This window comes from Pseudomonas lini (assembly GCF_001042905.1).
In the GTDB taxonomy this organism is placed as follows: domain Bacteria; phylum Pseudomonadota; class Gammaproteobacteria; order Pseudomonadales; family Pseudomonadaceae; genus Aquipseudomonas; species Aquipseudomonas lini.
This window is the reverse complement of record NZ_JYLB01000002.1, coordinates 523424-549504: the sequence shown is the minus strand read 5'-3', so window position 1 is coordinate 549504 and position 26081 is coordinate 523424. Positions and strand designations below refer to the sequence as shown.

At 60.2% G+C, this 26081-nt stretch carries 26 protein-coding genes; 12 read left to right on the top strand and 14 right to left on the bottom strand.

What is annotated here, in order from left to right:
- Nucleotides 1–57: 57 nt before the first annotated feature.
- Together rlmD and cysM are read right to left on the bottom strand one after the other, a co-directional pair.
- On the bottom strand, nt 58–1410 hold the full coding sequence (rlmD, locus tag TU81_RS06930; RefSeq protein WP_048394226.1) for a 23S rRNA (uracil(1939)-C(5))-methyltransferase RlmD: 1353 nt from the start codon (nt 1408–1410) through the stop codon (nt 58–60).
- On the bottom strand, nt 1410–2312 hold the full coding sequence (cysM, locus tag TU81_RS06925; RefSeq protein ID WP_007899067.1) for a cysteine synthase CysM: 903 nt from the start codon (nt 2310–2312) through the stop codon (nt 1410–1412). Before cysM ends, rlmD begins: the two co-directional genes overlap by 1 nt.
- A 359-nt stretch (nt 2313–2671) precedes the next feature.
- Here cysM and TU81_RS06920 point away from each other — a divergent pair, with 359 nt between their 5' ends.
- Nucleotides 2672–5422 carry a response regulator gene (locus TU81_RS06920; protein WP_048394224.1) on the top strand — a complete coding sequence of 917 codons (2751 nt, stop codon included), beginning with the start codon at nt 2672–2674 and terminating at the stop codon, nt 5420–5422.
- A gap of 79 nt (nt 5423–5501) precedes the next feature.
- A complete protein-coding gene (locus TU81_RS06915) occupies nt 5502–6491 on the top strand; it encodes a 2-hydroxyacid dehydrogenase (protein WP_048394222.1) in 990 nt (329 codons plus the stop codon).
- A gap of 5 nt (nt 6492–6496) precedes the next feature.
- On the opposite strand, the gene TU81_RS06910 is transcribed toward TU81_RS06915, so the two are convergent.
- The gene (locus tag TU81_RS06910) at nt 6497–6883 is read right to left on the bottom strand and encodes a hypothetical protein (protein ID WP_038979469.1); all 387 of its coding nucleotides are present in this window, start codon (nt 6881–6883) and stop codon (nt 6497–6499) included.
- Between the two features lie 134 nt (nt 6884–7017).
- On the opposite strand from TU81_RS06910, the gene TU81_RS06905 reads away from it, so the two are divergent.
- Nucleotides 7018–7452, top strand: coding sequence for a hypothetical protein (locus TU81_RS06905; protein WP_007899088.1), 435 nt, complete (start codon nt 7018–7020; stop codon nt 7450–7452).
- Nucleotides 7452–7856 carry an META domain-containing protein gene (locus TU81_RS06900; protein WP_048394219.1) on the top strand — a complete coding sequence of 135 codons (405 nt, stop codon included), beginning with the start codon at nt 7452–7454 and terminating at the stop codon, nt 7854–7856. Before TU81_RS06905 ends, TU81_RS06900 begins: the two co-directional genes overlap by 1 nt.
- Nucleotides 7857–8055: 199 nt before the next feature.
- Here TU81_RS06900 and TU81_RS06895 read toward each other — a convergent pair whose 3' ends face one another.
- A complete protein-coding gene (locus TU81_RS06895) occupies nt 8056–8523 on the bottom strand; it encodes a TlpA family protein disulfide reductase (protein ID WP_038979467.1) in 468 nt (155 codons plus the stop codon).
- Between the two features lie 114 nt (nt 8524–8637).
- Between TU81_RS06895 and arsC the strand changes: the two genes are divergently transcribed.
- From arsC to TU81_RS06880, 3 genes are read left to right on the top strand one after another with little or no spacing between them, the layout of a single operon-like run.
- Nucleotides 8638–8991, top strand: a complete 354-nt coding sequence (arsC, locus tag TU81_RS06890; RefSeq protein WP_048394217.1) for an arsenate reductase (glutaredoxin) — start codon at nt 8638–8640, stop codon at nt 8989–8991.
- Nucleotides 8988–9584, top strand: a complete 597-nt coding sequence (gene wrbA / locus TU81_RS06885; protein WP_008011647.1) for an NAD(P)H:quinone oxidoreductase — start codon at nt 8988–8990, stop codon at nt 9582–9584. The genes arsC and wrbA overlap by 4 nt, the downstream gene beginning before the upstream one ends.
- A gap of 1 nt (nt 9585) precedes the next feature.
- Nucleotides 9586–10011 carry a DUF2069 domain-containing protein gene (locus tag TU81_RS06880; RefSeq protein WP_038979465.1) on the top strand — a complete coding sequence of 142 codons (426 nt, stop codon included), beginning with the start codon at nt 9586–9588 and terminating at the stop codon, nt 10009–10011.
- 107 nt (nt 10012–10118) lie between these two features.
- Here the strand turns inward: TU81_RS06880 and TU81_RS06875 are convergent, their stop codons facing one another.
- Together TU81_RS06875 and ttcA are read right to left on the bottom strand one after the other, a co-directional pair.
- Nucleotides 10119–10793, bottom strand: a complete 675-nt coding sequence (locus TU81_RS06875) for a DNA-3-methyladenine glycosylase I (RefSeq protein WP_038979464.1) — start codon at nt 10791–10793, stop codon at nt 10119–10121.
- A gap of 123 nt (nt 10794–10916) precedes the next feature.
- Entirely contained in the window at nt 10917–11741 is an 825-nt protein-coding gene (ttcA, locus tag TU81_RS06870; protein WP_048394214.1) for a tRNA 2-thiocytidine(32) synthetase TtcA, read from the bottom strand.
- Between the two features lie 431 nt (nt 11742–12172).
- Here ttcA and TU81_RS06865 point away from each other — a divergent pair, with 431 nt between their 5' ends.
- On the top strand, nt 12173–12775 hold the full coding sequence (locus tag TU81_RS06865) for a Yip1 family protein (RefSeq protein ID WP_030131100.1): 603 nt from the start codon (nt 12173–12175) through the stop codon (nt 12773–12775).
- Between the two features lie 158 nt (nt 12776–12933).
- Entirely contained in the window at nt 12934–13428 is a 495-nt protein-coding gene (locus tag TU81_RS06860; RefSeq protein ID WP_048394212.1) for a SprT family zinc-dependent metalloprotease, read from the top strand.
- Between the two features lie 136 nt (nt 13429–13564).
- Here TU81_RS06860 and TU81_RS06855 read toward each other — a convergent pair whose 3' ends face one another.
- Together TU81_RS06855 and TU81_RS06850 are read right to left on the bottom strand one after the other, a co-directional pair.
- A complete protein-coding gene (locus TU81_RS06855) occupies nt 13565–14746 on the bottom strand; it encodes a CaiB/BaiF CoA transferase family protein (RefSeq protein WP_048394210.1) in 1182 nt (393 codons plus the stop codon).
- Between the two features lie 145 nt (nt 14747–14891).
- Nucleotides 14892–16226: a dicarboxylate/amino acid:cation symporter gene (locus TU81_RS06850; RefSeq protein ID WP_048394208.1), complete on the bottom strand. Its 1335-nt coding sequence runs from the start codon at nt 16224–16226 to the stop codon at nt 14892–14894.
- 340 nt (nt 16227–16566) lie between these two features.
- Between TU81_RS06850 and TU81_RS06845 the strand changes: the two genes are divergently transcribed.
- Nucleotides 16567–17565, top strand: coding sequence for an AraC family transcriptional regulator (locus tag TU81_RS06845; protein ID WP_048394206.1), 999 nt, complete (start codon nt 16567–16569; stop codon nt 17563–17565).
- A gap of 123 nt (nt 17566–17688) precedes the next feature.
- Here the strand turns inward: TU81_RS06845 and TU81_RS06840 are convergent, their stop codons facing one another.
- From TU81_RS06840 to TU81_RS06825, 4 genes are all read right to left on the bottom strand, one after another.
- Nucleotides 17689–18048 carry a DUF6124 family protein gene (locus TU81_RS06840; protein WP_048394204.1) on the bottom strand — a complete coding sequence of 120 codons (360 nt, stop codon included), beginning with the start codon at nt 18046–18048 and terminating at the stop codon, nt 17689–17691.
- A gap of 611 nt (nt 18049–18659) precedes the next feature.
- Nucleotides 18660–20006 carry an ATP-binding protein gene (locus TU81_RS06835; protein ID WP_048394202.1) on the bottom strand — a complete coding sequence of 449 codons (1347 nt, stop codon included), beginning with the start codon at nt 20004–20006 and terminating at the stop codon, nt 18660–18662.
- Entirely contained in the window at nt 20003–20680 is a 678-nt protein-coding gene (locus tag TU81_RS06830) for a response regulator (protein ID WP_048394200.1), read from the bottom strand. The genes TU81_RS06835 and TU81_RS06830 overlap by 4 nt, the downstream gene beginning before the upstream one ends.
- Nucleotides 20681–20904: 224 nt before the next feature.
- Nucleotides 20905–21507 (bottom strand): membrane protein, encoded by a 603-nt coding sequence (locus TU81_RS06825; RefSeq protein ID WP_048394198.1) that lies wholly within the window; start codon nt 21505–21507, stop codon nt 20905–20907.
- 147 nt (nt 21508–21654) lie between these two features.
- On the opposite strand from TU81_RS06825, the gene TU81_RS06820 reads away from it, so the two are divergent.
- Both TU81_RS06820 and TU81_RS06815 read left to right on the top strand, forming a co-directional pair.
- A complete protein-coding gene (locus TU81_RS06820) occupies nt 21655–22446 on the top strand; it encodes a dienelactone hydrolase family protein (RefSeq protein WP_048394196.1) in 792 nt (263 codons plus the stop codon).
- 197 nt (nt 22447–22643) lie between these two features.
- Nucleotides 22644–23369, top strand: a complete 726-nt coding sequence (locus tag TU81_RS06815) for a 4'-phosphopantetheinyl transferase family protein (protein ID WP_197679444.1) — start codon at nt 22644–22646, stop codon at nt 23367–23369.
- A 140-nt stretch (nt 23370–23509) separates the two neighbouring features.
- Here TU81_RS06815 and TU81_RS06810 read toward each other — a convergent pair whose 3' ends face one another.
- On the bottom strand, nt 23510–25120 hold the full coding sequence (locus TU81_RS06810; protein ID WP_048394193.1) for an ATP-binding protein: 1611 nt from the start codon (nt 25118–25120) through the stop codon (nt 23510–23512).
- Nucleotides 25117–25839, bottom strand: coding sequence for a response regulator (locus TU81_RS06805; RefSeq protein WP_048394191.1), 723 nt, complete (start codon nt 25837–25839; stop codon nt 25117–25119). Before TU81_RS06805 ends, TU81_RS06810 begins: the two co-directional genes overlap by 4 nt.
- Nucleotides 25840–26081: the final 242 nt, after the last annotated feature.

The following is a 26081-nucleotide window of genomic DNA, read 5'->3' as shown; positions in this document are numbered from 1 at the left end:
CGGGGCTAAGACGAATGCGCTTTGCACGAGCGGGTCAGTCGGACCAGACGAGCCGTCCTAGCTCGCTTCAAATAACGCCATGGCCTCGACATGTGCCGTCTGAGGAAACATATCGAGAATCCCGGCACGTTTTAACCGGTAGCCCTGCTTGATCAATTCGACCGTGTCGCGCGCCAGCGTTGCAGGGTTGCACGACACATACACCAATCGTTTGGCGCCCAGGGACGCCAGCTTGCGCACCACCTCGAAAGCGCCGTCGCGAGGTGGGTCCAAGAGTACCGCACAAAAGCCTTCATCGGCCCATTCGGCATCGGCCAAAGGCTGGGATAAATCGGCCTGAAAAAACTTCGCATTATGCAAATTGTTGTTAACGGCATTTGCGGCAGCTCGCTCAACCATCGCCTGCACGCCCTCCACCGCCACCACTTCGCGAACGGTTTTGGCCAGCGGCAAGGCAAAGTTGCCCAACCCACAAAACAGGTCCAGAACCCGCTCATCAGATTTCGGCGCCAACCACGCCAACGCCTGGGCGACCATCGCTTCGTTGACCCCGGCGTTGACCTGAATGAAATCTCCCGGCCGATACGCCAGGTTCAAGTCCCACTGTTCAAGGCGATAACCCAGCGACTGATCGGCCTCGACCGGTTGCGGCTCACCATCGCCATGCAGCCACAACTGGGCTTCATGGAACGCGCAGAATTCCTTGAGGATGGTCATGTCGGCTTCGGACAACGGCGCCATGTGCCGCAGTAATACCGCCAATGACGAACCACTGAACAACTCCACATGCCCCAGCGCCTGAGGTTTGCTCAAGCGTCGGAGCATGTCCGGCAAGCGGCTCATGATCGGTTGCAAGGGCTGTACCAGCACCAGGCATTCGTTGATGGCGACGATGTCCTGACTGCCGGCAGCGCGGAAGCCGACTTCGAGTTTTTTCGCTTTCATGTCCCAACGCACCGCCACTCGGGCGCGACGACGGTAGCCGAATTCCGGACCGCTCAACGGCGCTGCCCACTCATCAGGTTCGACACCGGCAACTCGCGACAATTGCTCGGCGAGCATGCGCTGTTTCAGGGCGAGCTGTTCGTTGTGGGGCAGATGCTGCACGCTGCAACCGCCGCAGCGAGCGGCATGAGCGCACGGTGCCGGGCGGCGCAATTCACTGGCCTGGAACACGCGCTCGGTGCGCGCCTCGACCACTTTGCCGTGGGCACCCAAGACCCGCGCCTCGACTTCCTCACCGGCTAATGCGCCGATGACGAACCAGGTGCGACCTTCGAAAAACGCGATACCGCGACCGTCATTGGCCAGGCGCTCGATGGTCAAGCGCTGCTTTTTGCCGGTCGGGACTTGCGGGGCCTTGCTGCCGCCCGTGGGCTGGAAGCGCAGGCCTCTCTCTTGCTTGGCCATCAGTTGGGCGCGTCGAAAATGCCGGTCGACAAGTAACGGTCGCCACGGTCGCAGATGATCGCGACGATCACCGCGTTTTCAACTTCTTTGGACAAACGCAGCATCGCCGCCACGGCACCGCCCGAGGACACGCCGCAGAAGATGCCTTCTTCGCGTGCCAGACGACGGGTCACGTCTTCAGCTTCGCTTTGTGCCATGTCGACGATCCGGTCCACGCGCTCGGCCTGGTAGATCTTCGGCAGATATTCCTGCGGCCAGCGACGGATGCCCGGAATCGCCGAGCCTTCCATCGGTTGCAGCCCGATGATCTGCACGTTGTCGTTCTGCTCTTTCAAGTAGCGCGAAACGCCCATGATGGTGCCAGTGGTGCCCATCGAACTGACGAAATGAGTGATGGTGCCTTCGGTCTGACGCCAGATTTCCGGACCGGTGGTGGTGTAGTGCGCCTCGGGGTTGTCACCGTTGGCGAACTGATCCAGCACCTTGCCGCGGCCTTCGGCTTCCATTCGCTGGGCGAGGTCGCGAGCGCCTTCCATGCCTTCTTCCTGGCTGACCAGAATCAGCTCGGCGCCATAGGCCGTCATGGCGGCTTTACGCTCGGCGCTGGAGTTGTCCGGCATGATCAGGATCATCTTGTAACCCTTGATCGCGGCAGCCATGGCCAGGGCAATCCCGGTGTTGCCCGAGGTCGCTTCGATCAGCGTATCGCCGGCGTGGATCTGCCCGCGCAGTTCGGCGCGGGTGATCATCGACAGCGCCGGACGGTCTTTGACCGAACCCGCCGGGTTGTTCCCTTCGAGCTTGAGCAAAAGGGTGTTGCTGGTGGCGCCAGGCAGGCGCTGCAAACGGACCAGCGGAGTGTTGCCGACGCAATCGGCGATGGTTGGGTACTGCAAGGTCATGGCGTATTCGCAATCCAGACTGCGGGGGCGCCTATCATACCGGCAAACGTGCGCAGGCCATATCACGCAAAGTAAGGGGCTTATGGCTAATGGGAATAAGGGTGGGTTTGTGTTGAATATGAGGGCCTCTTCGCGGGCAGGCCCGCCTCCCACAGGATTTGGATTGATCACACAATTTGCGGCAGACACACATCAACTGTGGGTAACGGGCTTGCCGTGATGGCGTCAGCACTGAACTAGCCGACGAATGACGACATCAATTTTACGAAGATTGCCCGCATGCAAATCGCTACACTGCGCAGGTGGCGCGTGCCGGACGCATGTGCAGGTCAATAAACAGCTGGATGCGGGAGAGATGCGTGCTCAAGAAACTGGGAATTAAAGGCCGCGTGCTGTTGCTGACCCTGTTACCGACCACCCTGATGGCACTGGTTCTGGGCGGCTATTTTACCTGGATGCAGCAATCGGACCTGCAATCCCAGCTCATGCAGCGCGGCGAAATGATTACCGAACAGCTGGCACCGCTGGTGGCCCCGGCCATGGGTCGCAAAGACAACGAACTGCTGGAACGCATCGCCACCCAGTTCCTGGAACAAACCGACGTGCGCGCGGTGACTTTCCTCGCCCCCGATCGCACGCTGCTGGCCCATGCCGGCCCGACCATGCTCAATCAGGCCCCTTTGGGCAACGGTTCACAGCTGCTGCGCCGCAGTGGCAATGACGCCACGCGCTACCTGCTGCCGGTGTTCGGCAAGCACCGCAACCTGGCCGGCGACCTGATCCCCGATGAAGCCGACCGCCTGCTGGGTTGGGTCGAACTCGAACTGTCCCACAACGGTATGTTGCTGCGCGGTTACCGTAGCCTGTTCGCCAGCCTGCTGCTGATCGGCGGGGGACTGGTCGGTGCGGCGCTGTTGGCGTTGCGCATGGGCCGGACCATCAACCGGCCGCTGAGCCAAATCAAACAAGCCGTGGCACAGCTCAAGGACGGCCATCTGGAAACCCGCCTGCCGCCCCTCGGCAGCCAAGAGCTGGATGAACTGGCGTCCGGCATCAACCGTATGGCCGGAACCCTGCAGAACGCTCAGGAAGAATTGCAAAACAGCGTCGACCAGGCCACCGAAGATGTGCGTCAGAACCTGGAAACCATCGAAATCCAGAACATCGAGCTGGACCTTGCGCGCAAGGAAGCCCTGGAGGCGAGCCGGATAAAATCCGAGTTTCTGGCCAACATGAGCCATGAAATCCGCACACCGCTCAACGGCATTCTCGGCTTCACCCATTTGCTGCAAAAAAGCGAATTGACCCCGCGCCAACTCGATTACCTGGGCACCATCGAAAAATCCGCCGACAGCTTGCTGGGGATCATCAACGAGATTCTTGACTTCTCGAAAATCGAGGCCGGCAAACTGGTGCTCGACCATATTCCCTTCAACCTGCGCGACCTGCTCCAAGACACCTTGAACATCCTCGCCCCGGCCGCCCACGCCAAAGAGCTTGAGCTGGTGAGCCTGGTTTATCGCGATACGCCACTGTCGCTGGTAGGCGATCCGCTGCGACTCAAGCAGATTCTCACCAACCTTGTGAGCAACGCGATCAAGTTCACCCGCGAAGGCACCATCGTCGCCCGGGCCATGCTCGAAGAAGAGCATGAAGACAGCGTGCAACTGCGCATCAGCATTCAGGACACCGGCATCGGTCTGTCGAACCAGGACGTGCGCGCCTTGTTCCAGGCCTTCAGCCAGGCCGATAACTCGCTGTCCCGACAACCTGGCGGCACCGGCTTGGGGCTGGTGATTTCCAAACGCCTGATCGAACAGATGGGCGGCGAGATCGGCGTCGACAGCACACCGGGTGAAGGTTCGGAATTCTGGATCAGCCTGAGCCTGCCCAAAGCTCGCGACGACGCCGAAGACTTGCCCGGCCCACCCTTGCTCGGGCATCGGGTGGCAGTCCTGGAAAACCATGAACTGGCCCGTCAGGCCTTGCAGCATCAACTGGAAGACTGCGGTCTGGTAGTTACACCATTCAACACCTTGGAAAGCCTGGCCAATGGCGTGACCGGTGCCCATCAGACCGATCAGGCCATCGGTCTGGCAGTGCTCGGCATCACCAGCAACGACATGCCGCCGGAGCGCCTCAACCAGCATATCTGGGACCTCGAACACCTGGGCTGCAGAGTGTTGGTGCTCTGCCCGACCACCGAACTGACGCTGTTCCACCTCTCGGTGCCCAACCCCCACAGCCAGCTGCAGTCCAAACCAGCCTGCACGCGCAAACTGCGCCGGGCCCTGTCCGATATGGTCAACCCGCGCCAGCAGCGCAGCGACCCCGGCGAGCCGGTTTCCAGCCGCGCGCCGAAAGTCCTTTGCGTCGATGACAACCCGGCCAATCTGCTGCTGGTACAAACCCTGCTCGAAGACATGGGCGCCAAGGTGCTCGCGGTGGAAAGCGGTTACGCCGCGGTCAAGGCTGTGCAAAACGAGACCTTCGACTTGGTGCTGATGGACGTGCAGATGCCCGGTATGGACGGCCGACAGAGCACCGAAACCATTCGCCAGTGGGAAAGCGAGCGGCATTGCACGCCACTGCCGATCGTTGCCCTTACCGCCCACGCGATGGCCAACGAAAAACGCGCGTTGCTGCAAAGCGGCATGGATGACTACCTGACCAAACCCATCAGCGAACGGCAACTGGCGCAGGTAGTGTTGAAATGGACCGGCCTGGCGTTGCGTAATCTGGGGCCGGAGCGTTCCAGCGAAAGCAACAACGGTAATGATTTGCAGGTGCTCGATCACGAAGAAGGCCTGCGCCTGGCGGCCGGCAAAGCCGATCTGGCGGCGGACATGCTGGCAATGCTGCTGGCCTCCCTGGAGGCCGACCGCGAGGCCATCCGCGTCGCTCGTGAAGCCAACGACCAGAATGCGCTGATCGAGCGAGTCCATCGCCTGCATGGGGCGACCCGTTATTGCGGCGTTCCGCAACTGCGCGCCGCCTGCCAGCGCAGTGAAACCCTGCTCAAGCAACAGGACGCAAAAGCCCCCGGCGCGCTGGAAGAGCTCGAACGAGCCATCAATCGCCTGGCGGCCCATGCCCGTATCAATGCCTGATGCAGCGCAATAACGCTGCGCGCCTTGAAGGCTAAGCTCAAATGCATTCTGTGTAGCAGGTAACTTCCAGGGGGACAGCATGCGCACGATTCTTTTCAGCAGCCAGACCTACGACCGCGACAGTTTTCTGAGTACCGACCTGCCCTCCGGCATCGAGCTGCATTTCCAGCCGACGCGACTAAGCCTCGACACGGTGGCGCTGGCGGAGCATCACGAAGTGGTTTGTGCCTTCATCAATGATGACCTCAGTGCTCCGGTACTCGAGCGTCTGGCCGCGGGTGGCACACGCCTGATTGCCCTGCGCTCGGCCGGTTATAACCATGTCGATCTGGCGGTAGCGAAGCGCCTGGGACTTTCGATTGTGCGGGTTCCGGCTTACTCGCCTCACGCGGTGGCCGAACATGCGGTGGCGCTGATTCTGGCGCTTAATCGCCGCCTGCACCGTGCCTACAACCGAACTCGCGAGGGGGATTTCAGCCTGCACGGGCTGACCGGTTTCGACCTCGTGGGCAAGACCGTCGGCGTCGTCGGCACCGGGCAGATCGGCGCGACCTTCGCAAAAATCATGAACGGCTTCGGCTGCCAGTTGCTGGCCTGTGATCCTTACCCGAACCCGCAGGTCGAAGCGCTCGGCGCGCGCTACCTCAGCTTGCCGCAACTGCTGGCCGAGTCGCAGATCATCAGCCTGCATTGCCCGCTCAACGAACAGAGCAAACACTTGATCAACAGCGAATCGCTGGCGCACATGCAGCCCGGTGCGATGTTGATCAACACCGGGCGCGGCGGTCTGGTGGACACCCCGGCGCTGATCGATGCATTGAAGGACGGCCAATTGGGCTATCTGGGGCTGGATGTTTATGAAGAGGAGGCGCAGCTGTTTTTCGAGGATCGCTCCGACTTGCCGCTGCAGGACGATGTGCTGGCGCGCCTGCTGACCTTTCCGAATGTCATCATCACGGCGCACCAGGCCTTCCTCACCCGCGAAGCCCTGGGCGCGATTGCCGCGACCACCCTGCAGAACATCGCGGCCTGGGCGGCCGGTTCGCCACAGAATCTGGTCGAGAGCTGATCGGCTCAGGCCTTGGACAAAAGAATCATCAGGGCCAGCCAGCCAAAGCCCAGCAAGCGCTGTCCCAGCGAATGCCCACGACGCAGCAGGAACCAGACAAAAAACGGCGGCAGAAAGAAAATCATCAGTTTCAGCCAGAGTTCCACTGGACGCGGCCCACCGGGTGCCGGTGCCGGGATCTCTGCCTCGACTTCGGCTTTACGTCTGCGCCCGAAAGCGGCCGGGGTCACCCTGGGTACGCTCTCATTGGTCGGTAAACGTCCGAAAGAAAGAGGCGCCTGCGTTGCCGTCGACGTGGCGGCTTCTGCCACCGCAGGTGCACCGCAATGAATGCAAGCAGGCGCCGTGGAGCTGATGCGTTGCTTGCACTCAAAACATTCGATCAACGCCATTTCTGTTCCTTAGAGATGCAAAAGCGGCAGTGTGCCATGACTCGGCAGGTAATTTGAACCAGATCGAAGGTTACATGCCCGCGCCATGCTGCGTGCATGCCCGTGCTAGCATATCGCGCATATTTGGAGGACCCATGGTCGAACACGATTTCCGCTATAGCCTGATGAACCCGCAACACACCCTCACCGAATGCCGCGCCCTTGTGCCGGGGCGTTATCAAGTCACCGGCAACGGCGGCTCGATTCGTAATAACGACGTGCTGGTAGTGACCCTTAAAGGCAGCAAGGACTTGTCCATGCGCCTGACCGTCGAAACGGTTCGCCATCTGATCAACCCGCCGGGCCAATGGGTCGCGGTGGCCAGTGGTCCGGTGTTCGGCGAATTGGCGATCCACACCTGGAAAGTCAACTGCGACAGCTGCGCCAAAGAGCTGAGCTTTGAGTTCGCGGTCGACGCCAAGCTGGGCAACAAGGCGGAAAAACCGGCCGCCACTGCGCGCATTGCCGAGTTGGGCTGGGCCACCGTTGCTGACAAGCACCTGTGCAAGAAGTGCCAGGAGCCTGCGTGATGAAACGCCTTGCTCTGACCGCGATCGTTAGCGCCAGCCTCTTGGGCTGCGCCGCCGAACCGGTGCAACTGCAACAGAATCGCAGCTACATTCTGGAATGGATCGGCGAGCGTCCGTTGATGGACTACAGCCATCTGACCATCACCCTTGATGAAGATGGTCGGGCCTATGGCAATGGCGGCTGCAACCACTGGTTCGCGCCGTATACCCTGGAAGGCGACAAGCTGAGCTTCGGCAAGATCGGCAGCACCCGCAAAATGTGTGCGCCAGCGTTGATGGAGCAGGAAAAACGCTTCCTGCAGGCGCTGGAAAACGTGCAGCGCTGGGACGTTTCACCGATCGACCAGATGCGCTTCTGGCCGGCGCAAGGCAAACCATTGCGCTGGTGGCTTGAAGAGGGTTGATCCTCTCGCTCCGATCGTTCCCACGCGCAGCAAAGGGATGCATCTAGTGACGCTCTGCGTCACAGGGACGCGGAGCGTCCCGGGCGGCATTCCCACGCAGAGCGTGGGAATGATCAGTGAACTGCTTTTCGTAGGAGCCAGGCTTGCCGGCGGAGGCGCTCCAAAGTACGCCTTCGCCGGCAAGCCTGGCTCCTACAGATCAATTTTTAGCCTGCAACGCCTCAAGCTTCGCCATCACCCCCGCCGCCGTCTGCTCCCCCATCAACTGCTCCCGCACCTTGCCTTTGTCATCGATGATGTAAGTCACCGGCAGCGCTTCACTGCGCGGCAATTCAAAAAGGTCGGCCGGGTCCTGGGCCAGCACGGTGAAAGCGATTCCCAGTTTCTCGCTGGCGCTTTTCAGCTCTTCGCCCTGCACATTGTCGAAGTTGACCCCGAACACACCGATCTTCTTGCCCTTGAGCTGCTCGGCCAGCACGTTCAACTCAGGAATCTCGGTACGGCACGGGCCGCACCATTCGGCCCAGTAATTGAGCACCAGCCATTGTTTGTCCAGACGCTCGGCGGCGACTTTGTGACCGTTCTGGTCGACGCCATAGTCGTTGCCGCAGCCCCCCAGCAATAACGCCCCCATGATCGCCAATGCCGCTGCCAGTTGCCTTGTCATGTCTCGATCCTTGTCAAAAATGAAATGCACCTGCGACCCATCGCCTCCCAAGGTTCTGGATTACGCGCCGCACAGTTAGAATAGCCGCCACCTTACGCAAGATGCGACCCGCACATGACCGATCTGACGCTTTATCACAACCCGCGCTGCTCGAAATCCCGCGGTGCGCTCGAACTGCTCCAAGGTCGTGGCGTGGCCCCGACCGTGGTCCGCTACCTGGAAACCCCGCTGGACGCCGCGCAAATCCAGAGCCTGCTGAGCAAGCTCGGTATCAGCGCCCGGCAATTACTGCGCACCGGCGAGGACGAGTACAAAACCCTCAACCTGGCCGACAGCAGCCTGAGCGAGGCGCAATTGATCGCTGCCATCGCCGCGCACCCGAAACTCATGGAGCGCCCGATTCTCGAAGTCGGCGACAAAGCCATCATCGGCCGTCCGCCGGAGAATGTGCTGGAGTTGCTGCCGTGAGTGCGCCGTACATTCTGGTGCTGTATTACAGCCGCAGCGGCTCGACCAATGAAATGGCCCGACAGATTGCCCGTGGTGTCGAGCAGTCCGGTATGGAAGCGCGCCTGCGCACCGTACCGGCGATTTCCACCGAGTGCGAAGCGGTGTCGCCGGACATTCCCGATGAAGGCGCGCTGTACGCCAGCCTCGACGATTTGAAGAACTGCGCCGGCCTGGCACTCGGCAGCCCGACCCGGTTCGGCAACATGGCCGCACCGTTGAAGTACTTCCTCGATGGCACCAGCAACCTTTGGCTGACCGGCGCCCTGGTCGGCAAACCGGCCGGGGTCTTCACCTCCACCGCGAGCCTGCACGGCGGCCAGGAAACCACGCTGCTGTCGATGATGTTGCCGTTGCTGCACCACGGCATGCTGATCACCGGCTTGCCTTACAGCGAATCGGCGCTGCTGGAAACCCGCGGTGGCGGCACGCCTTACGGCGCCAGCCATCACGCAGGTGCCGATGGCAAAAGCGGTTTGAATGAACATGAAGTTGCGCTGTGCCGGGCCTTGGGCCTGCGGTTGGCGAAGACTGCGCAAAAGTTGGTGAGCTGATATGGCCAAAAAGCCGAAGATTCTGCCTTCCATCGAATGGCTCGAACCGCGAGTACGGGCGATGCGCGTCATCAGCCTGCTGTGCTTTTTCGGCCTGGTGGGACTGCTCTGCGTCTACTACCTGGTATTCGCCGACCTGCATGGCGCGCGACCGTGGGTGATTCTGCTGATCGAACTGGTGCCGCTATTGTTGATGGCGCCGGGGATGATCGTCGGCAGCGCCCGTGGGCATTCGTGGATGTGTTTTGTGGTGAACCTGTATTTCATGAAGGGCGCATTGGCCGCGTATGACCCGAACCGGCAGCTGTTCGGTTTATTGGAGATGGGCGCGAGCCTGGCGGTGTTCTGCTCGGCAATGTTGTATGTGCGGTGGCGGTTTCAGTTGAACCGCAAGTTGGCGGGTGAAGGCGAGACCAGCGTCGCCTGACAGGACGCCTTCGCGAGCAAGCCCGCTCCCACATTTGACCGCATTCCAACTGACAGAACTCGGTTTAATGTGGGAGCGGGCTTGCTCGCGAAGGGATCGACTCGGTCTCAATGATTCACTGTGTAAGCCAGCATCATCGAAATCTGGCTCATCGGCCGCCCACCGCTCTCTTCGTGCCATTGGTTGAACGCAGCCTGCACCGTAGCCATGTCCCGCAAACTGGTAGGCACCTTGTCGACAATCTTCTGCGCACTCAGCGCTGCCACCACGTCGTAGCTCGGCACGAAGGTGTCCTTGCCGACCATCCGCAAGAATCGCGGTGCTGATAACCCGCCCAGCTGATGCCCGTGTTTTTTCAGGTAGGTCCACAAACCGACGATATCGGTCACCGGCCATTCGGCGATCAGGGCACCAAAGCTGCCCTTCTCATGGGCCACATCCAGAATGAACTGCGCATTGCGCGGCACGCTCTTGAGCTTGCCCAGGTGGCGGATGATCCGCGCGTCCTGCATCAAGCGCTCCAGATGCTCGGCGCTCATCAGCACGACTTTTTCCGGGTCGAACTTGAAGAACACCTCTTCGAACGCCGGCCATTTGGCGTCCACAAGGCTGTGCTTGAGCCCGGCGCGGAATACCCGCAACGCCATGGTCGAGAGGTAGCGGTCGTCACTGATCTTGCGCAATTGCGCCGGGGTCTTGGGAACGGGCAGATGGGCTTCCAGTTCAGCCGCCGAACCGAAGCGGTTCAAGCAGTATTCGTTCAGCCACTTGTAGTCGCGCATGCCCTCTCCTGAGGTTAACGAAAAACCTGTGGGAGCGGGCTTGCTCGCGAATGCGGTGTGTCATTCAACATAGATGTCGGATGGCACACCGCATTCGCGAGCAAGCCCGCTCCCACATTTTGTTTAGAGGTTCACCACATTCACGAACCGTGAAGCGGCGGTTTCATCGATGCGCAGATTGGTGAAGTCAAACAGATTGCGGTCCGCCAGTTGCGACGGAATCACGTTCTGCAAGCTGCGGAAAATGCTTTCGGTACGGCCCGGCGTCTTGTGTTCCCACTCCTGCAGCATCTCTTTAACCACCTGGCGTTGCAGGTTTTCCTGGGAGCCGCAGAGGTTGCACGGGATGATCGGGAATTGCTTGAAGTCCGAGTAAGCCTGAATGTCTTTTTCGTTGCAGTAGGCCAGCGGGCGGATCACCACGTTGCGACCGTCGTCGGCGCGCAACTTCGGCGGCATGGCCTTGAGCGAACCGTTGAAGAACATGTTCAGGAAGAACGTCTCGACGATGTCGTCGCGATGGTGACCGAGGGCCATTTTGGTCGCGCCGATTTCATCGGCAAAGGTGTAGAGCGTGCCGCGACGCAGGCGCGAGCACAGCGAGCAGGTGGTTTTTCCCTCAGGAATAAGCTCCTTGACCACCGAATAGGTGTCTTTCTCGACGATGTGATACTCGACGCCCAGTTCTTTAAGGTAAGCCGGCAGCACGTGCTCGGGAAAGCCTGGCTGCTTCTGGTCCATGTTCACGGCGACGATGTCGAACTTGATCGGGGCGACCTTCTGCAAATGCATCAGCACGTCGAGCATGGTGTAGCTGTCCTTGCCACCGGACAGGCAGACCATGACCTTGTCGCCATCTTCAATCATGTTGAAATCGGCGACAGCCTCACCCGCCTGGCGGCGAAGGCGCTTTTGCAGTTTGTTCTGGTTGACCGTAAGAGTGCCCATGACGCGAAATCCGTGAGGTGTGACGAAAGGCCGGCATTTTACGCAAAAACCGTTCAAGGGCGAATAGCCCGGAGAATCGCAATCCCCGTAGGAGCTGCCGAAGGCTGCGATCTTTTGATTTTGGCTATTTCAGCACCACTGAAGATCAAGATCAAAAGATCGCAGCCTGCGGCAGCTCGAGAGATCCCGGTACATATCCATGATCTTCAACCAATTCAGCACCGGCGAAGATCAACTTCCCAATGCATTTGCGCGATTAACAAGGTGCTTTACAGCGCGATTTGCTCTAAGCCCCTCGCACTATTACCGGTAACTCCTTTCTATACTGCGGCATAAGGTCGCACACGTATTCAGACCTGTACTTACCTGGCCACTTTGGCCCGTAAGCGCTCCGCTGGGGGGCGATGGCAACAACAAGAGGAGTGACTGGCATGATCCATCACGTAGTGGGGCTCTTCACCCACCCTGACCAGGAATGGAAAGAAATCCGTGGCGACCAGGAGGAAAGCATCAGCCACATGTACCTCACGCACACCCTGATTCTGGCGGCGATCCCCGCCGTATCGGCGTTTATCGGCACCACGCAGGTCGGCTGGGTCATTGGTAACCGGGCGCCGGTAATGCTGACCATGGAAAGCGCGCTGTGGATGACCATCATGTCGTACCTGGCGATGCTCGGCGGTGTCGCGGTGATGGGGGCTTTCATCCACTGGATGGCCCGCACCTATGACGCCAACCCGAGCCTGGCGCGCTGTGTCGCGTTCGCAACGTACACCGCGACGCCACTGTTCATCGGCGGTCTGGCGGCGCTGTACCCGCATATGTGGCTGGGAATGATCGTCGGCACCGCAGCCATCTGCTACACGGTGTACCTGCTGTATGTGGGTCTGCCAACGTTCATGAACATTCCTTCGGACGAGGGATTCCTGTTTTCAAGCTCGGTGCTCGCCGTAGGACTGGTGGTGCTGGTGGCGATCATGGCGTTCACGGTAATTGTCTGGGGACTCGGCGTGGGGCCGGTCTATACCAATTAGCAACACACCCACCAAAAACAAGATCTGCCAACACAGGCCGCCGCAAGGCGGCCTTCTACTCTCTAAGAATGAGCAGGAGCACCAACCATTCGGCGCCTGAGCGATTCGCAAGTCCCGAGGGTTGCGGCATACTCGACGTCTCTGGAGATCCATCAAGCATGCCCGAGCAACTCAATACCCGCGTCGAAGACTGTTTCCAACAAGCCGAATCCTTTTTCAAACGACCTTTCAAACGCCCCGTGGTGAGCCTCAAGCTGCGCGGGCAAAAAGCCGGTGTCGCGCATTTGCACGAGAACCTGCTGCGCTTCAATCCGCAGCTGTACCGGGAAAACACCGAAGACTTCCTCAAGCAGACCGTGGCGCATGAAGTCGCGCATCTGATCGCCCATCAACTGTTCGGCGACCGCATCCAGCCTCACGGCGAAGAGTGGCAACTGATCATGCGCGGTGTTTACGAGCTGCCGCCCAACCGCTGCCACACCTACGACGTCAAACGCCGCAGCGTGACCCGCTACATCTACAAATGCCCGTGCGCCGACAGCGATTTCCCGTTTTCGGCGCAGCGTCATGGATTGGTGAGGCAGGGGCGGCGGTATTTGTGTAGGCGGTGCAGAAATACATTGGTGTTTAGTGGGGAGATGCGGGTCGAATAAGTCAGATTTGTGGTGGTTCGGCCGGCCTCATCGCGGGCAAGCCCGCTCCCACAGGGATCAGCTTTGATTACAAAATTTGTGAACGACTCCGACCACTGTGGGAGCGGGCTTGCCCGCGATGGGGCCGGGACAGACGCTAGAGAACCACCCTGGCACGCCGCAATTCCTCGATCCGCTCAACACTAAACCCCAATTCCCCCAACACCTGATCGGTGTGCTCACCCAGCCCCGCCCCGACATGCCGAGGCTCAGGCAATCCATCCGAAAACTTCAACGGGCAAGCCATCTGCGCCTGGGTCGAACCATCGCCCCTCGGCACCTCAGTCACCAATTCCCGTGCCTTCAACTGCGGATGCCGCACCGCTTCGCCCAGGCTCAACACCGGTTCGACGCACGCATCGACCCCGGCAAACAGCTCACACAACTCGGCAAAGTCGTATTTTTCGAATTCAACTTTCAACGCCTCCTTGAGCGCCTGTTGCCGGGCCGGTTCGGGTGACAGTCCCTGGGCCGCCAGTTCCGGCCGGCCCAGCGCCGTACAGAGTTGCTGCATGAACACCGGCTCCAGACTGCCCACCGACAGCCAGCGCCCATCGCGCGAGCGGTAGTAGTCGTAGAAGCTGCCACCATTGAGCATCTGATCTTCCCTGCCCGGCTCCACGCCACAGGCCAGGTACCCGGCACCGGCCATGGCATTCAGGCTGAAGGCGCAGTCGGTCATGCTCACATCCAGATGTTGCCCCTGCCCTGTCTGCTGCCGTGCGATCACCGCTGCCAGCAGGCCGATCACCCCGTGCAGCGAGCCACCGGCGACATCCGCTACCTGCATGCCCAACGGCACCGGCCCGCTGTCAGCGCGACCGGTGTAGCTCGAAAGCCCCGCCAGCGCCAGGTAGTTGATGTCGTGCCCGGCGCGATCCTTGTAGGGGCCGGTCTGGCCATAACCGGTGATCGACACATAAATCAGCTTCGGATTGATCGCCTTCAAGGCTTCATACCCCAAACCGAGCCGGTCCATCACGCCGGGACGAAACTGCTCCAGCACGATGTCGTGGTCCTGCAGCAATTGCTTGATCACCTCCAGTGCCTCGGGCTGCTTGAGGTCCAGGGCCAGGCTGCGCTTGTTGCGATTGAGGTACGCGTGGCTGGCCGAAACGCCTTGATCATGCGGCGGCAATACTCGCAGCAGGTCCATGCGGGTCGGCGATTCGATGCGCAGCACCTCGGCGCCCATGTCTGCCAGCAGCAATGAGGCGAACGGCCCCGGCAGCAGTGTCGAGAAATCCAGAACCTTGAGTGATGCCAGTGGACCGAGCATAAGTGTTCTCCAGTGCGATCCCCCAAGCCTAGGCAGCCGAGGACATTGCAGCAATCACCTTATGTGTCAGTGGCGGTGACCGTTGCGCTCAAATCGCAGGCATGAAAAAACCCGCCGAAGCGGGTTTTTCATGCAGCCAGAGTACTTACTTGACGCTGGCCGGGGTTGGGCCTTCAGCCACACCCAGGTCGTCTACTTCACGCTCGTCGGAGATACCGCGACCGCCGGAAGCCAGCTCGACTTGCAGCTTGTCTTCATCCAGCTCTTTCACCCACTTGGCGACCACGATGGTGGCCACGGCGTTACCAACAAGATTGGTCAGCGCACGGGCTTCGGACATGAAGCGGTCGATACCGAGGATCAGCGCCAGACCGGCCACCGGCAGAGTACCCACGGCCGACAGAGTGGCTGCCAGCACGATGAAACCACTACCGGTCACACCCGCCGCACCTTTGGAGGACAACAGCAGCACCAGCAGCAAGGTGATCTGGTGAGTGAGGTCCATCGGGGTGTCAGTCGCCTGAGCGATGAACACAGCCGCCATGGTCAGGTAGATCGAGGTACCGTCGAGGTTAAACGAGTAGCCAGTCGGGATCACCAGACCCACAACCGATTTCTGCGCACCCAGGCGTTCCATCTTGATCAGCATGCGTGGCAGCGCGGATTCCGAAGAGGAAGTGCCCAGCACGATCAACAGTTCTTCACGGATGTAGCGAATCAGTTTGATAACGCTGAAACCGTGCGCGCGGCAGATGGCGCCCAGAACCAGAAGCACGAACAGGATGCAGGTGATGTAGAAGCAGATCATCAGCTGACCGAGTTGCACCAACGAACCGACACCGTAGGCACCGATGGTGAAGGCCATCGCACCGAACGCGCCGACTGGAGCGAGCTTCATGATCATGTTGATGATGTTGAACATCACGTGAGCAAAGCGATCGATGAAGTCCAGCACCGGTTTGCCGTAGGCACCCAGGCGATGCAGGGCGAAACCGAAGATCACCGAGAACATCAGCACTTGCAGGATGTCGCCGTTGGCGAAGGCGCCGACGATGGTGTTCGGGATCACGTTGAGGACAAAAGCAATGATGCTCTGGTCTTTACCGGCCGAGATGAAGCCAGCGATTTTGCTGGTGTCCAGAGTCGTCACGTCGATGTGCATGCCGGCGCCCGGTTGCACGACGTTGACCACGACCAGACCGATCAGCAAGGCAATGGTGGAGACGATTTCGAAGTACAGCAGCGCATAGCCGCCGGTCTTGCCGACCGATTTCATGTTCTGCATGCCGGCGATGCCGCTGACAACGGTACAGAAGATGATCGGTGCGATGACCATTTTGATCAGTTTGATGAACCCGTCACCCAGCGGCTTGAGGGCTACACCGGTCTGCGGGTAGAAGTGACCGAGCAGGATGCCGATAGCGATGGCAACGATCACCTGGAAGTACAGGGATTTATACAGTGGCTGACGAGTCGTCATTGCAAAGTTCCTCAAGAGTGCCTCAGTAACAACATCCGTCTGTTGTCCCTGACACCTCAATTGCGAACCCTCCTGCACTGGAGGGATTTGTTTTGTCGAGCTGCGCGATGGCAGACCTCTGCGGCTTGTATCGCAAGCCCCGTGCCACCTTCGAAAAAAACCCTGCCAGCCTTGTGACATCAAGGGTTACAGGTTTTTTTGGGTCACTAACCAGTCACAACGATGTGGCGGATTTCCGCCCACCAGCCAAACCTCGTCCTGCAATTTGGCGGATATCCGCCTTGTTCATTCTCGACGGGCACCGCTACCATCCATTGCTCAGTGGACGGACCTGCTCTCTATGCGCGAACGCACCATCGCCAGCCATTTCGCCCGCGCCGCCCTCGGTGGCGCGCGTCGGCGTGGTTACGACTATTCGAGTCTGTTGCAGCAACTGGGGATCAGCCCCGAGTTGCTCGAGGAGCCGCGCGCCCGAATCGCGCCCGAGCAGTTCGCCCGATTGATCCAGGGGCTGTGGCTGGCCCTGGACGACGAATACCTGGGCTTCGGGCAGGCGCCGAGCAAACCCGGCAGCTTCGCGATGATGTGCCACGCGGTGATCCACTGCCGCACGCTGGAGAAAGCGCTCAATCGCGGTTTGTTGTTTTACAGCCTGTTCCCCGGCGCGCCGCGTCTGACGCTGAGCCGCGAAGGCGACAGGGTTCGCCTGGGCCTGGACGATTCGCCGCTGTGGGACCCGGACCACTTCCTCAGCGAAAGCCTGCTGGTGATCTGGCATCGGTTCGGCAGCTGGCTGATTGGCCAGCGCATTCGTCTGGAGCAGGCGACGTTCAGCTACCCGAGGCCCGGACACGGGGCCGAATACGATTTGCTGTTTTCTTGCCCGCTTGAGTTTTCTTGCGCGCAGAGCAGTCTGCTGTTTCACAGTCGCTACCTGAACATGCCGCTGTTGCAGGACGAACGCACCCTCAAGCACTTTCTCGAGCGCTCCCCCGCCGACCTGCTCTCGCGCCCCGACGAAGGCGACAGCCTGAGCAGCCAGTTGCGGCGCTTGCTCAGCCGCGACAGTGCGCGCTGGCCGGATCTGGAAGCGGTGGCCGCGCACCTGCACATCAGCCCGCAAACCTTGCGTCGGCATTTGCGCGAAGAAGGCACGAGTTTTCAGGAATTGAAGGACCAGTTGCGCCGGGACATTGCGATTTATCACCTGGGGCGTGCGGATCTGTCGTTGCAACAGATTGCCGAGCAGCTGGGGTTTTCCGAGCCTTCGGCGTTTCACCGGGCGTTCAAGAAATGGACGGGGTTGACGCCGGGGGCCTATCGGGCCCAAGAGCTTTAAGATCAAAAGATCGCAGCCTGCGGCAGCTCCTACCTGGGATTGTGTTCGACCGAGAGATGGCGGCGAACACCGAATCTGTAGGAGCTGCCGAAGGCTGCGATCTTTTGATTTTGTTTTTTCTGGCTAGCCTCGCGGATCGAAGTTATCCAGCACCCGATTCACCGCCAGCTCGCCGAGCATGACCACCGATTGAATCCCCAACATCATGTTGCGATGTGGCATGTCCATCAATCCGGCGAACTCACTGAGCATCATGCTCGCTGACGCCAGGGATTCGCAGGCGTTGACCAGCAGGGTTTCGTTATCGACCTCGGCGCCGACGTGGTAAATGGTGCTGGGTTTGCGCGGGGTGTCTTTGGGGATGGGCGGTTTGAGGTAGTAATCGAGGGCGCGGTCGGCGGCTTCGTTGAGTTTTTTGGAATCGAGGGATTCGTAGGGGGAAACGTCGTCGGTTTCCGGAGGATTTGGCGTAGGTTTGAACATGGTGAAACTCCTTGATCAATGGAGTCGCCACATGTCGCTGCTAAACGAGAAATGGTGGCGACTGTACGCGGGTTAGCAGACCAGGGATCAAGAAACCCGGCGCACCGAAGTGCCCCACGCACAGCCACCATAACGCAGACCAGCGTAGGCAAAAATAGCCGACTGATCGAGAGGTGGCACTGCGTGCCTTGATATTTACCGAGCTGCTAAACCCGATCGCTGATTGGTCAGCGACCCGGAAACGATAGAGCCCGGCCTCAAGGCGCACAAGCCGGCGGATTCTGGCGTAGTCGTAGGCAACGGCGCAAGGATGTGTAGCCTGGGAGAGTATCTGGAAGTGTCGTTTAAACAGTGCTTGTTTATCAGTCTGACACCGAGCCTTGTGGTGGCTGCACCGGCCTCATCGCGGGCAAGCCCGCTCCCACAGGTATCTACTTTGACCAAAAGATTTGTGAACGACACCGATCACTGTGGGAGCGGGCTTTTTGATCGTTCCCACGCTCTGCGTGGGAATGCCTCAAGGGACGCTCCGCGTTCCAGTTCTGGAAAGGGACGCGGAGCGTCCCGGGCTGCATTCCCACGCGGAGCGTGGGAACGATCGGTGACAGGGGTCAAACCACCGGAAAATGAATCCGGAACGCCGCCCCGCCCATCGGCGAATCCCCCAGTGTCAGCTTGGCGCTGTAGCTTTCGATGATGTCCTTGACCACCGCCAACCCGATCCCCTGCCCCGGATGCTGGCGATCCAGCCGCTCGCCCCGCTGCAGAATCCGCGCACGCTGATCCGGTGGCACGCCGGGGCCGTCGTCTTCGACACAGAGCTCAATGCCACTGAGGGTTTCGCGCACGCTGATGCGTACTTCGCTCAGGCACAGGCGATAGGCGTTTTCCAGCAGGTTGCCCATCATTTCCAGCAAGGCGCCTTGCTCGATCGGCACGTAGCACTGCTCCGGCAGATCGAAAGCGACTCGCACACGTTTGTCGCGGTAGACCTTGTCCAGCGTGTCGCAGAGGCTTTTCAGCACCGGGCGCAGGCGCACCTGGTGGCGCACCAGACCACTTTTGCGCAGGCTCGCACGTTGCAACTGATAGCCGATCTGCTGGCTCATGCGTTCGATCTGGGTTTGCAGCACCCAGGCCTGCTCGCGCTCTTGCGGCTTTTGCGCCATGTCTTCGCTGACCCCTTGCAATACCGTCAGCGGGGTTTTCAGGCTGTGAGCCAGGTCGTCGAGGGAGTCGCGATAACGGCTGCGCTGCTCACGCTCGCTGTGCAACAAGCGGTTGAGCGAGCCAGTCAGGCGCAGCAATTCACGCGGGTGTTGTTCGCTGAGGCTTTCACGGGTGCCGCTTTCGATCTGGTCCAGCTCCTGGCTCAGCCGACGCAACGCCTGCAAGCCCCAGGTCAGGCCGATCCACAGCAAGGCGAGCAACACCAGCAAGGCTGCGCCGAAGCCCAGGTAAAGGTTTTCCCGCAGGCCTTCGAGGGTGATTTCGTATTCGCGCACGGGTTGCAGCGCGACGATGCTGAACGCGGCACTTTTGCCACCGAGCAATTTGACCTCGACGTCATAGACGAAGAACTCTTCGCCATTGGCTTCGCGAATTCTCGCGAACTCGTTACCGCGCCCGTCGTAACGCGGCTTGTAATTGATGTGTTCTTCCTGAGTGGCCTTCGAGCGCCAGACCAGATGAGCTTCCCGGTCATAGATGTAACCGAGCAAACGGCTGTCGGTGAGGTTGAAGCGCTCATCGGGCAACTGCGCCGGCATCTGCAGGCTGTTGTTTTCGACCCGCGCGGCGGAGATCAGTGTGGTGACGTCCGACGCCAGGCGCTGCTCGATGGAATCCTGCAACGCCAGGCTGAACGCGCCCTGCATCGCAGGCAACAACGCCAGCATGAACAACACCGCCAGGACCGTGGCGGCGAGCATCAATCGGACACGAAGGGAACGAATCAAGTGCAGCGCTCGTTAAACAGGTAGCCAAGGCCACGCACGGTATCGATCGGCTTGAAGCCGGCCGGGCCTTCGAGTTTGCGACGCAAGCGGCCGACCAGCACTTCGATCACATTCGGATCGCGCTCGCCGTCATCCGGGTAGAGCTGCTCCATCAAGCGGTCCTTGGCCACCACTTGCTGGTGATGCCGCATCAGGTACTCGAGGATCCGGTATTCGTAGGCGGTCAGCGCCAGCGGTTGTTCATCGAGGGACGCCTGTTTGCGATTGAGGTCCAGCAACAAGGGGCCGGCAACGATGGTCGACTGGGTGAAACCGCTGGAACGGCGCAGCAAGGCATTCAGGCGGGCGTCCAGCTCTTCGAACTGGAACGGCTTGACCACGTAGTCGTCGGCACCGGCGGCTAGGCCTTCGACCTTGTCCTGCCAGTTGCCGCGCGCGGTGAGGATCAGGATCGGAAACGTCTTGCCCCGGGAGCGCAATTGACGAATCAGATCGAGCCCGCCCATTCCCGGCAGACCAAGGTCGATCACCGCCAGGTCATGGTTGAACTGCCCGGCCTGATACAGCGCCTCCTCGGCGTTGGCCACGGACTCGACCACGTGGCCGCTATCCGTCAGGCGGGTTTGCAGGTGATGACGCAACAGCGCTTCATCTTCGACGACCAGCAATTTCATAACGCTCTCCTGGGCAAATCAACATCTCCAAAGACATAACGCTGCACCTCAATGGCTAACAGGGCGAATGCCCGTCATCAATTAAGCCGCAGAACCTGTGGGAGCGGGCTTGCCCGCGATAGCGACCTGTCTGACACATCAATGGTGAATGTGCTGCCGTCATCGCGGGCAAGCCCGCTCCCACAGTGATTGCGTTTAACGGGCATACCCTCACAAAACGCTTTTTAGAAAGCGTAGTTGGCGGACAGGTAGGTCTGGGCGCTGCTGGTCAAGTCCAGCGAACCCTGTTTGCTGCCGCCGCGCTCGCTCATCTCGGTGCTGGCATTGCTGCGCAGGTAACGGTAACCCAGCTCGACCGAGGTGTTTTGCGAAACTTGCTGCAATACACCGACCTGACCGCCAATGGCGTAACCGATGTCGCTGTCACGGCTGAAGCCTGGTGAATCCTGGGTCAGTTTGGTCAGCCCGGCGGTGGCGCCACCGAATAATTTGGTGCTGCCGCCCACCGGGTAGAACAGATCGTAGCTGCCCAGCAGGTTTTCCTGACGCAGTTTAATGCCATTGTGCGAGCCCGACACGTTGTCATAAGTGGCGTAGTAGCGGCCCTTGCTGTCTTGCTGGCCCAGACGCACACCAAAGGTGTTGTCCTTGCCGATCACACCGTCGGCGTTCGGGTGGTTGAGGTTGTCGTTCAGGGCGCTGGATTTTTTAACCTTGTCGCTGGTCTGGCCAAAGGTCAGGCCGGCGAAATTGGTGGTATCGGCGTGGGCCGCCACACTGGCGCCCATCACGGTGAAAGCCAGAAGCAGTTTTTTAAAAGTAGTCATTGGGGAGTTTCCTCATGCGCTATGTGCTTTTTGGGTACGGGGCAAGGTTACCGACCCCTCCCTGTACTGCCCCTGAACGCACTCTGAACCTGAGCTGAATCAAATCGACTACGCTCAATTCACGGTTTTTAATCAGGAGACTTGATCATGCGCATGTTCCTCACCCTTGTATTACTGGTTCTGAGCGGGGTCAGCCAGGCCGCCATCCAGACCCAGGAAATCCCCTACCAGAGTGCCGACGGCACCAAGCTGATCGGCTATTACGCCTACGACGACGCCATCAAAGGCCCGCGTCCGGGCGTGGTGGTGGTACATGAGTGGTGGGGCCTCAACGACTACGCCAAGCGCCGCGCCCGTGATCTGGCCGGTCTGGGCTACAGCGCGCTGGCGATCGACATGTTTGGCGACGGCAAGAGCACCGAACACGCCAAGGACGCCATGGCCTTCATGCAAGCAGCATTGAAGGACAGTGCAGCGGCCAGTGCACGGTTTCAGGCCGGGCTCGACTTGCTGAAGAAACAGCCGCAGACCGATCCGGACAAACTGGCGGCCATCGGTTATTGCTTCGGCGGCAAGGTGGTGCTGGATGCGGCGCGTCAAGGCGTGCCGCTGGCAGGCGTGGTGAGTTTCCACGGTGCGCTGGTGACCAATACGCCGGCGACGCCTGGCAGTGTGAAGGCGAAAGTCCTGGTGGAGCATGGCGCTCTGGACAGCATGGTCACGGCGGAAAACGTGGCAGCGTTCAAGACGGAAATGGACAAGGCCAAAGCCGACTACAAGTTTGTCACCCTCGAAGGCGCCAAGCATGGGTTCAGCAATCCCGAGGCGGATCGTCTGAGTCATGGCGACCACGGCGGGCCGGACATTGGTTACAGCAAGACCGCCGATGAAAAGTCTTGGGCGGACATGCAGGCGTTTTTCAAGAAGATATTTAGCTGATCACGTAGACCACTGTGGCGAGGGGGCTTGCCCCCGTTGGGTTGCGAAGCAGCCCCGAAATCTGCAATCGCGTTTCGACAGATAAACCGCGTTCGCCGATTCACGACTGCTTCGCAGCCGAACGGGGGCAAGCCCCCTCGCCACAAAAGCCCTGCTGCCACTACCCAGCCATCGCGCTAGACGGCAAAATGCCCGTCATGAATCCCGTCCCCGCCCTACCCGTCTGCTGCACCCCACTCGACGCCCATTGGCCGCTGCCGTTTGTGCTGCCCGATACGGTCTTGTTGGGGACCCACTTCGATACCAAACAACTGGCCAGCGATGATTTCCAGCGCAGCGCCATCGAGCCGCCTGCGAGCATCCAGCGTTCGGTGGCCAAGCGCCAAGCCGAGTTTCTCGCCGGGCGAGTCTGCGCTCGGGCGGCGTTGCAACAACTGGAAGGGCTGAGTTTCATCCCGGCCATCGGCGAAGACCGCGCACCGGTGTGGCCGGCGCATATCACCGGCTCGATCACCCACAGCACCGGCCGGGCCGCGGCGATTGTCGCGAACAAGGCGCACTGGCGCGGCTTGGGAATGGACCTGGAAAACCTGCTCGACGCGGAGCGCGCCGAACGCCTGGCTGGGGAAATTCTCACCGGGCCTGAAATGCAGCGCATGGCTGCCGGGGCTGGCGATCAATTGGCAATGCTGGTGACGTTGACGTTTTCGGTGAAGGAAAGCCTGTTCAAGGCGCTCTACCCGATCGTGCAGAAGCGCTTCTATTTCGAACACGCCGAAGTGCTGGAGTGGAGCGCGGGTGGCGAAGTGCGGTTGCGGTTGCTGACTGACCTGTCCAGTGAATGGCGTAACGGCACTGAGCTGGATGCGCAGTTTGCAGTGATGGATGGGCAGTTGTTGAGTCTGGTCAGTATCAAGGCCTGAAGGCTTTCAGTGTCCTTTAGGGCCTCATCGCGGGCAAGCCCGCTCCCACAGGGTCCGCGTCGTACACAAAATCTGTGAGCATCACTGAAACTGTGGGAGCGGGCTTGCCCGCGATGGGGCCCTAAAGGACACCCACAATCTCAACGCCGCTCCTGATTCCTCGGCCAGCTCAAACTGAAACAGGCCCCGCCCAGGCTTTTGCTCTTGCCGATCAATGCTCGTCCGTCATGCCAATGGATGATCCGCCGCACAATCGATAACCCCAACCCATGCCCGCCCGAAGCGCGGGTGCGGCTGTCATCAAGGCGCAGGAACGGGGTGAAGATTTTCTCCCAGGCCGTTTCCGGCACGCCCGGCCCGTCATCCTCGACATCCACCCGACAGCGCTGCTGCCCCACCTGATAACTGACGGTCACCCTAGAATGGGCGTGACGCATGGCGTTGCTCACCAGGTTCTGCAATGCCCGGTGCAAGTAACGCGGCTCGGCCTCGACCCAGGCGTCGTCGCAATCGGCGGCCGACAGGCACAAACCGCGCTGCACCGTGACCTCGGCCCGCAGTGGCGCCAGTTCTTCGATCACCTGATTGACCAACGCATCCAGATCGATCCGCTGAAAATTCAGTGCCGGGGAACCTTGCTCCAGCCGCGCATAGGTGAGCATCTCGTCGACCAGCCGATCGAGGTCCTCGATGTCGTGGTCCATCCCGTCGCGGTATTTCTCCAGCGCCTCAGGCGTGGTGGCCGAGCCGATCATCTCCAGGCCAAAACGCAAACGCGCGACCGGCGTGCGCAGTTCATGGGACACGGCACGCACCAGTTCTCGCTGAATCGCCAACAATTGCTGCAAGTGCTCGGCCATGCCGTTGAACGCCGAGGCCAAGCGCCCCACCGAGTCCGCGCCGCGTGCCGGTACGCGGGTTTCCAGGCTGCCCTTGGCGATGCGCGTGGCGGCGGCTTCCAGCCCGCGCAAGCGGCGCTCCAGCTGACGCACCAACAGATAGACAATCAAACCGATCAGGCTCAGGCCAAGCGCAGCAATCAGCACCAGCCACTCAGGAGGGTACGGATTCATTTGATACAGCGGGCCGATTTCCAGCACCCACGGCGTACCGACCATGCCGGCAAACACCCGGATCGAGTCACCGCCCTTGCCCAACGCCATCACCGTGTCGCCTTCGGATACGCGGCGGCTCTGGTCTTCGTCCATGTCGGCCTGATCGATCGTGACCAGTTGCAGATCGAAGCCGAAACCCTTCTCTTCCTTTAACTGCGCCAGACGTTTGGGCTGCTCGGCCACCGGGTAGCGCACCAGTTCATCGGCCAGCAGATAAATGGTCGCTCGCGCCAGTTGCTCGCTGATTTGTTGGACTTCCCCGGTGAGCACCAGTTGTTCCTTGTCGCTGACCAAGCGGTAAACCTTCGCCGCGTGCGGGCCAGTCTGTTCCACCAGGGCCTGGCCGCGCAGCACGCGAGTGCGCTGGGTCAGGTCGAGGTCGGTCTGGGGGAATGTCTTCAGCGCCAACGGAATCCCAAGCAAGCGCTCCCACACCAGCAAGGCCCGGTGGCGCTCGGTTTCGTTCATCGGTTGCAGGTTGTCGGCCATCAGCGAGAACGTGCCGTGGGCCAGGCGCTCGCGGTATTGCTCGCTGCGCACCTGATTGAGCAGGTGCAAGGCCAGCACGCCGAGCACAGCCACCAGAATCAGCGCCGCGCACATGCCGCCATAAATGCGCAGGAAGATCGAGTTCACAGCGACAAGTCTGCGCAGGCTTCGGGAACGAACAGATAGCCTTTGCTGCGGATGGTTTTGATCAGTCGCGGATGCTCCGGGTCATCGCCGATCTTCGGGCGGATGCGTGAGATGCGCACGTCGATGGAGCGGTCCTGGCCGTCATAGCCGATACCGCGCAGCGCGGTGAAAATTTCTTCGCGGGACAGAATACGCCCGGCGTTGGCCACCAGCAGCCAGAGCAAATCGAACTCGGCGCTGGTCAACTCGATGCCTTTGTCATGCAGCCAGGCCTCGCGCAACGCGTTGTCGACCACCAACGGGCCGAACTGCAGACGCCGTGGTTTTTCCGGAGCGGTTTCAGCGGTTTCACTGCGCCGCAACAAGGCCTGGATGCGCGCCAGCAGCAGGCGTGGGCGAACCGGTTTGCAGACGTAGTCATCCGCGCCGAGGTCGAGGCCGAGGATTTGATCGGTGTCATCGGTGCGCGCGGTGAGCATCAGGATCGGGCCGTCATACTTGTCGCGAACCTTACGGCAAATGCTCAGGCCATCTTCACCGGGGAGCATCAGGTCGAGGATTACCAGGTCCGGTTTCTCCTTGATGATGCGTGCCGCGGCGAGGGCGCCGTTGCCCTCGATGGATACGCGCAGGCCATTGGCTTCGAGGTAGTCGCGAGTCAGTTCGGCCAGACGCTGGTCGTCCTCGACAATCAATACCTGCCAGACTTCTTGCTCCACGGTGACCTCTGCTTGCCAACATCACTTTATAGGGAAGGATCCGCCCGTCTTTTTGTAATGATTGGGGAGGATAAGAATGCATCTGCATTGGCCGATTGTATAAACGGCGCACGTCTGGAACACAAGCGGGTAAATGCGTTCGGACACGACGGTTTTTTGTGATAGGGTTCGCGCCCTTAAAAATCCGAATGACTGTTTTCAATCGCTGAAAATCAGTGAAAAACAGTCCGCTCCAGCTAGGT

Bases quoted from the DNA above. Each gene is read 5' to 3' on its own strand.
- TU81_RS06840 (WP_048394204.1), bottom strand. From the start codon at position 18,048: ATGTTCAAACCTACGCCAAATCCTCCGGAAACCGACGACGTTTCCCCC.
- TU81_RS06910 (WP_038979469.1), bottom strand. From the start codon at position 6,883: ATGGCGTTGATCGAATGTTTTGAGTGCAAGCAACGCATCAGCTCCACG.
- arsC (WP_048394217.1), top strand. From the start codon at position 8,638: ATGACCGATCTGACGCTTTATCACAACCCGCGCTGCTCGAAATCCCGC.
- TU81_RS06865 (WP_030131100.1), top strand. From the start codon at position 12,173: ATGATCCATCACGTAGTGGGGCTCTTCACCCACCCTGACCAGGAATGG.
- TU81_RS06860 (WP_048394212.1), top strand. From the start codon at position 12,934: ATGCCCGAGCAACTCAATACCCGCGTCGAAGACTGTTTCCAACAAGCC.
- TU81_RS06895 (WP_038979467.1), bottom strand. From the start codon at position 8,523: ATGACAAGGCAACTGGCAGCGGCATTGGCGATCATGGGGGCGTTATTG.
- TU81_RS06900 (WP_048394219.1), top strand. From the start codon at position 7,452: ATGAAACGCCTTGCTCTGACCGCGATCGTTAGCGCCAGCCTCTTGGGC.
- TU81_RS06880 (WP_038979465.1), top strand. From the start codon at position 9,586: ATGGCCAAAAAGCCGAAGATTCTGCCTTCCATCGAATGGCTCGAACCG.
- TU81_RS06815 (WP_197679444.1), top strand. From the start codon at position 22,644: ATGAATCCCGTCCCCGCCCTACCCGTCTGCTGCACCCCACTCGACGCC.
- TU81_RS06825 (WP_048394198.1), bottom strand. From the start codon at position 21,507: ATGACTACTTTTAAAAAACTGCTTCTGGCTTTCACCGTGATGGGCGCC.
- TU81_RS06915 (WP_048394222.1), top strand. From the start codon at position 5,502: ATGCGCACGATTCTTTTCAGCAGCCAGACCTACGACCGCGACAGTTTT.
- ttcA (WP_048394214.1), bottom strand. From the start codon at position 11,741: ATGGGCACTCTTACGGTCAACCAGAACAAACTGCAAAAGCGCCTTCGC.
- TU81_RS06850 (WP_048394208.1), bottom strand. From the start codon at position 16,226: ATGACGACTCGTCAGCCACTGTATAAATCCCTGTACTTCCAGGTGATC.
- cysM (WP_007899067.1), bottom strand. From the start codon at position 2,312: ATGACCTTGCAGTACCCAACCATCGCCGATTGCGTCGGCAACACTCCG.
- TU81_RS06875 (WP_038979464.1), bottom strand. From the start codon at position 10,793: ATGCGCGACTACAAGTGGCTGAACGAATACTGCTTGAACCGCTTCGGT.
- TU81_RS06820 (WP_048394196.1), top strand. From the start codon at position 21,655: ATGCGCATGTTCCTCACCCTTGTATTACTGGTTCTGAGCGGGGTCAGC.
- TU81_RS06905 (WP_007899088.1), top strand. From the start codon at position 7,018: ATGGTCGAACACGATTTCCGCTATAGCCTGATGAACCCGCAACACACC.
- TU81_RS06830 (WP_048394200.1), bottom strand. From the start codon at position 20,680: ATGAAATTGCTGGTCGTCGAAGATGAAGCGCTGTTGCGTCATCACCTG.
- TU81_RS06845 (WP_048394206.1), top strand. From the start codon at position 16,567: ATGCGCGAACGCACCATCGCCAGCCATTTCGCCCGCGCCGCCCTCGGT.
- rlmD (WP_048394226.1), bottom strand. From the start codon at position 1,410: ATGGCCAAGCAAGAGAGAGGCCTGCGCTTCCAGCCCACGGGCGGCAGC.
- TU81_RS06855 (WP_048394210.1), bottom strand. From the start codon at position 14,746: ATGCTCGGTCCACTGGCATCACTCAAGGTTCTGGATTTCTCGACACTG.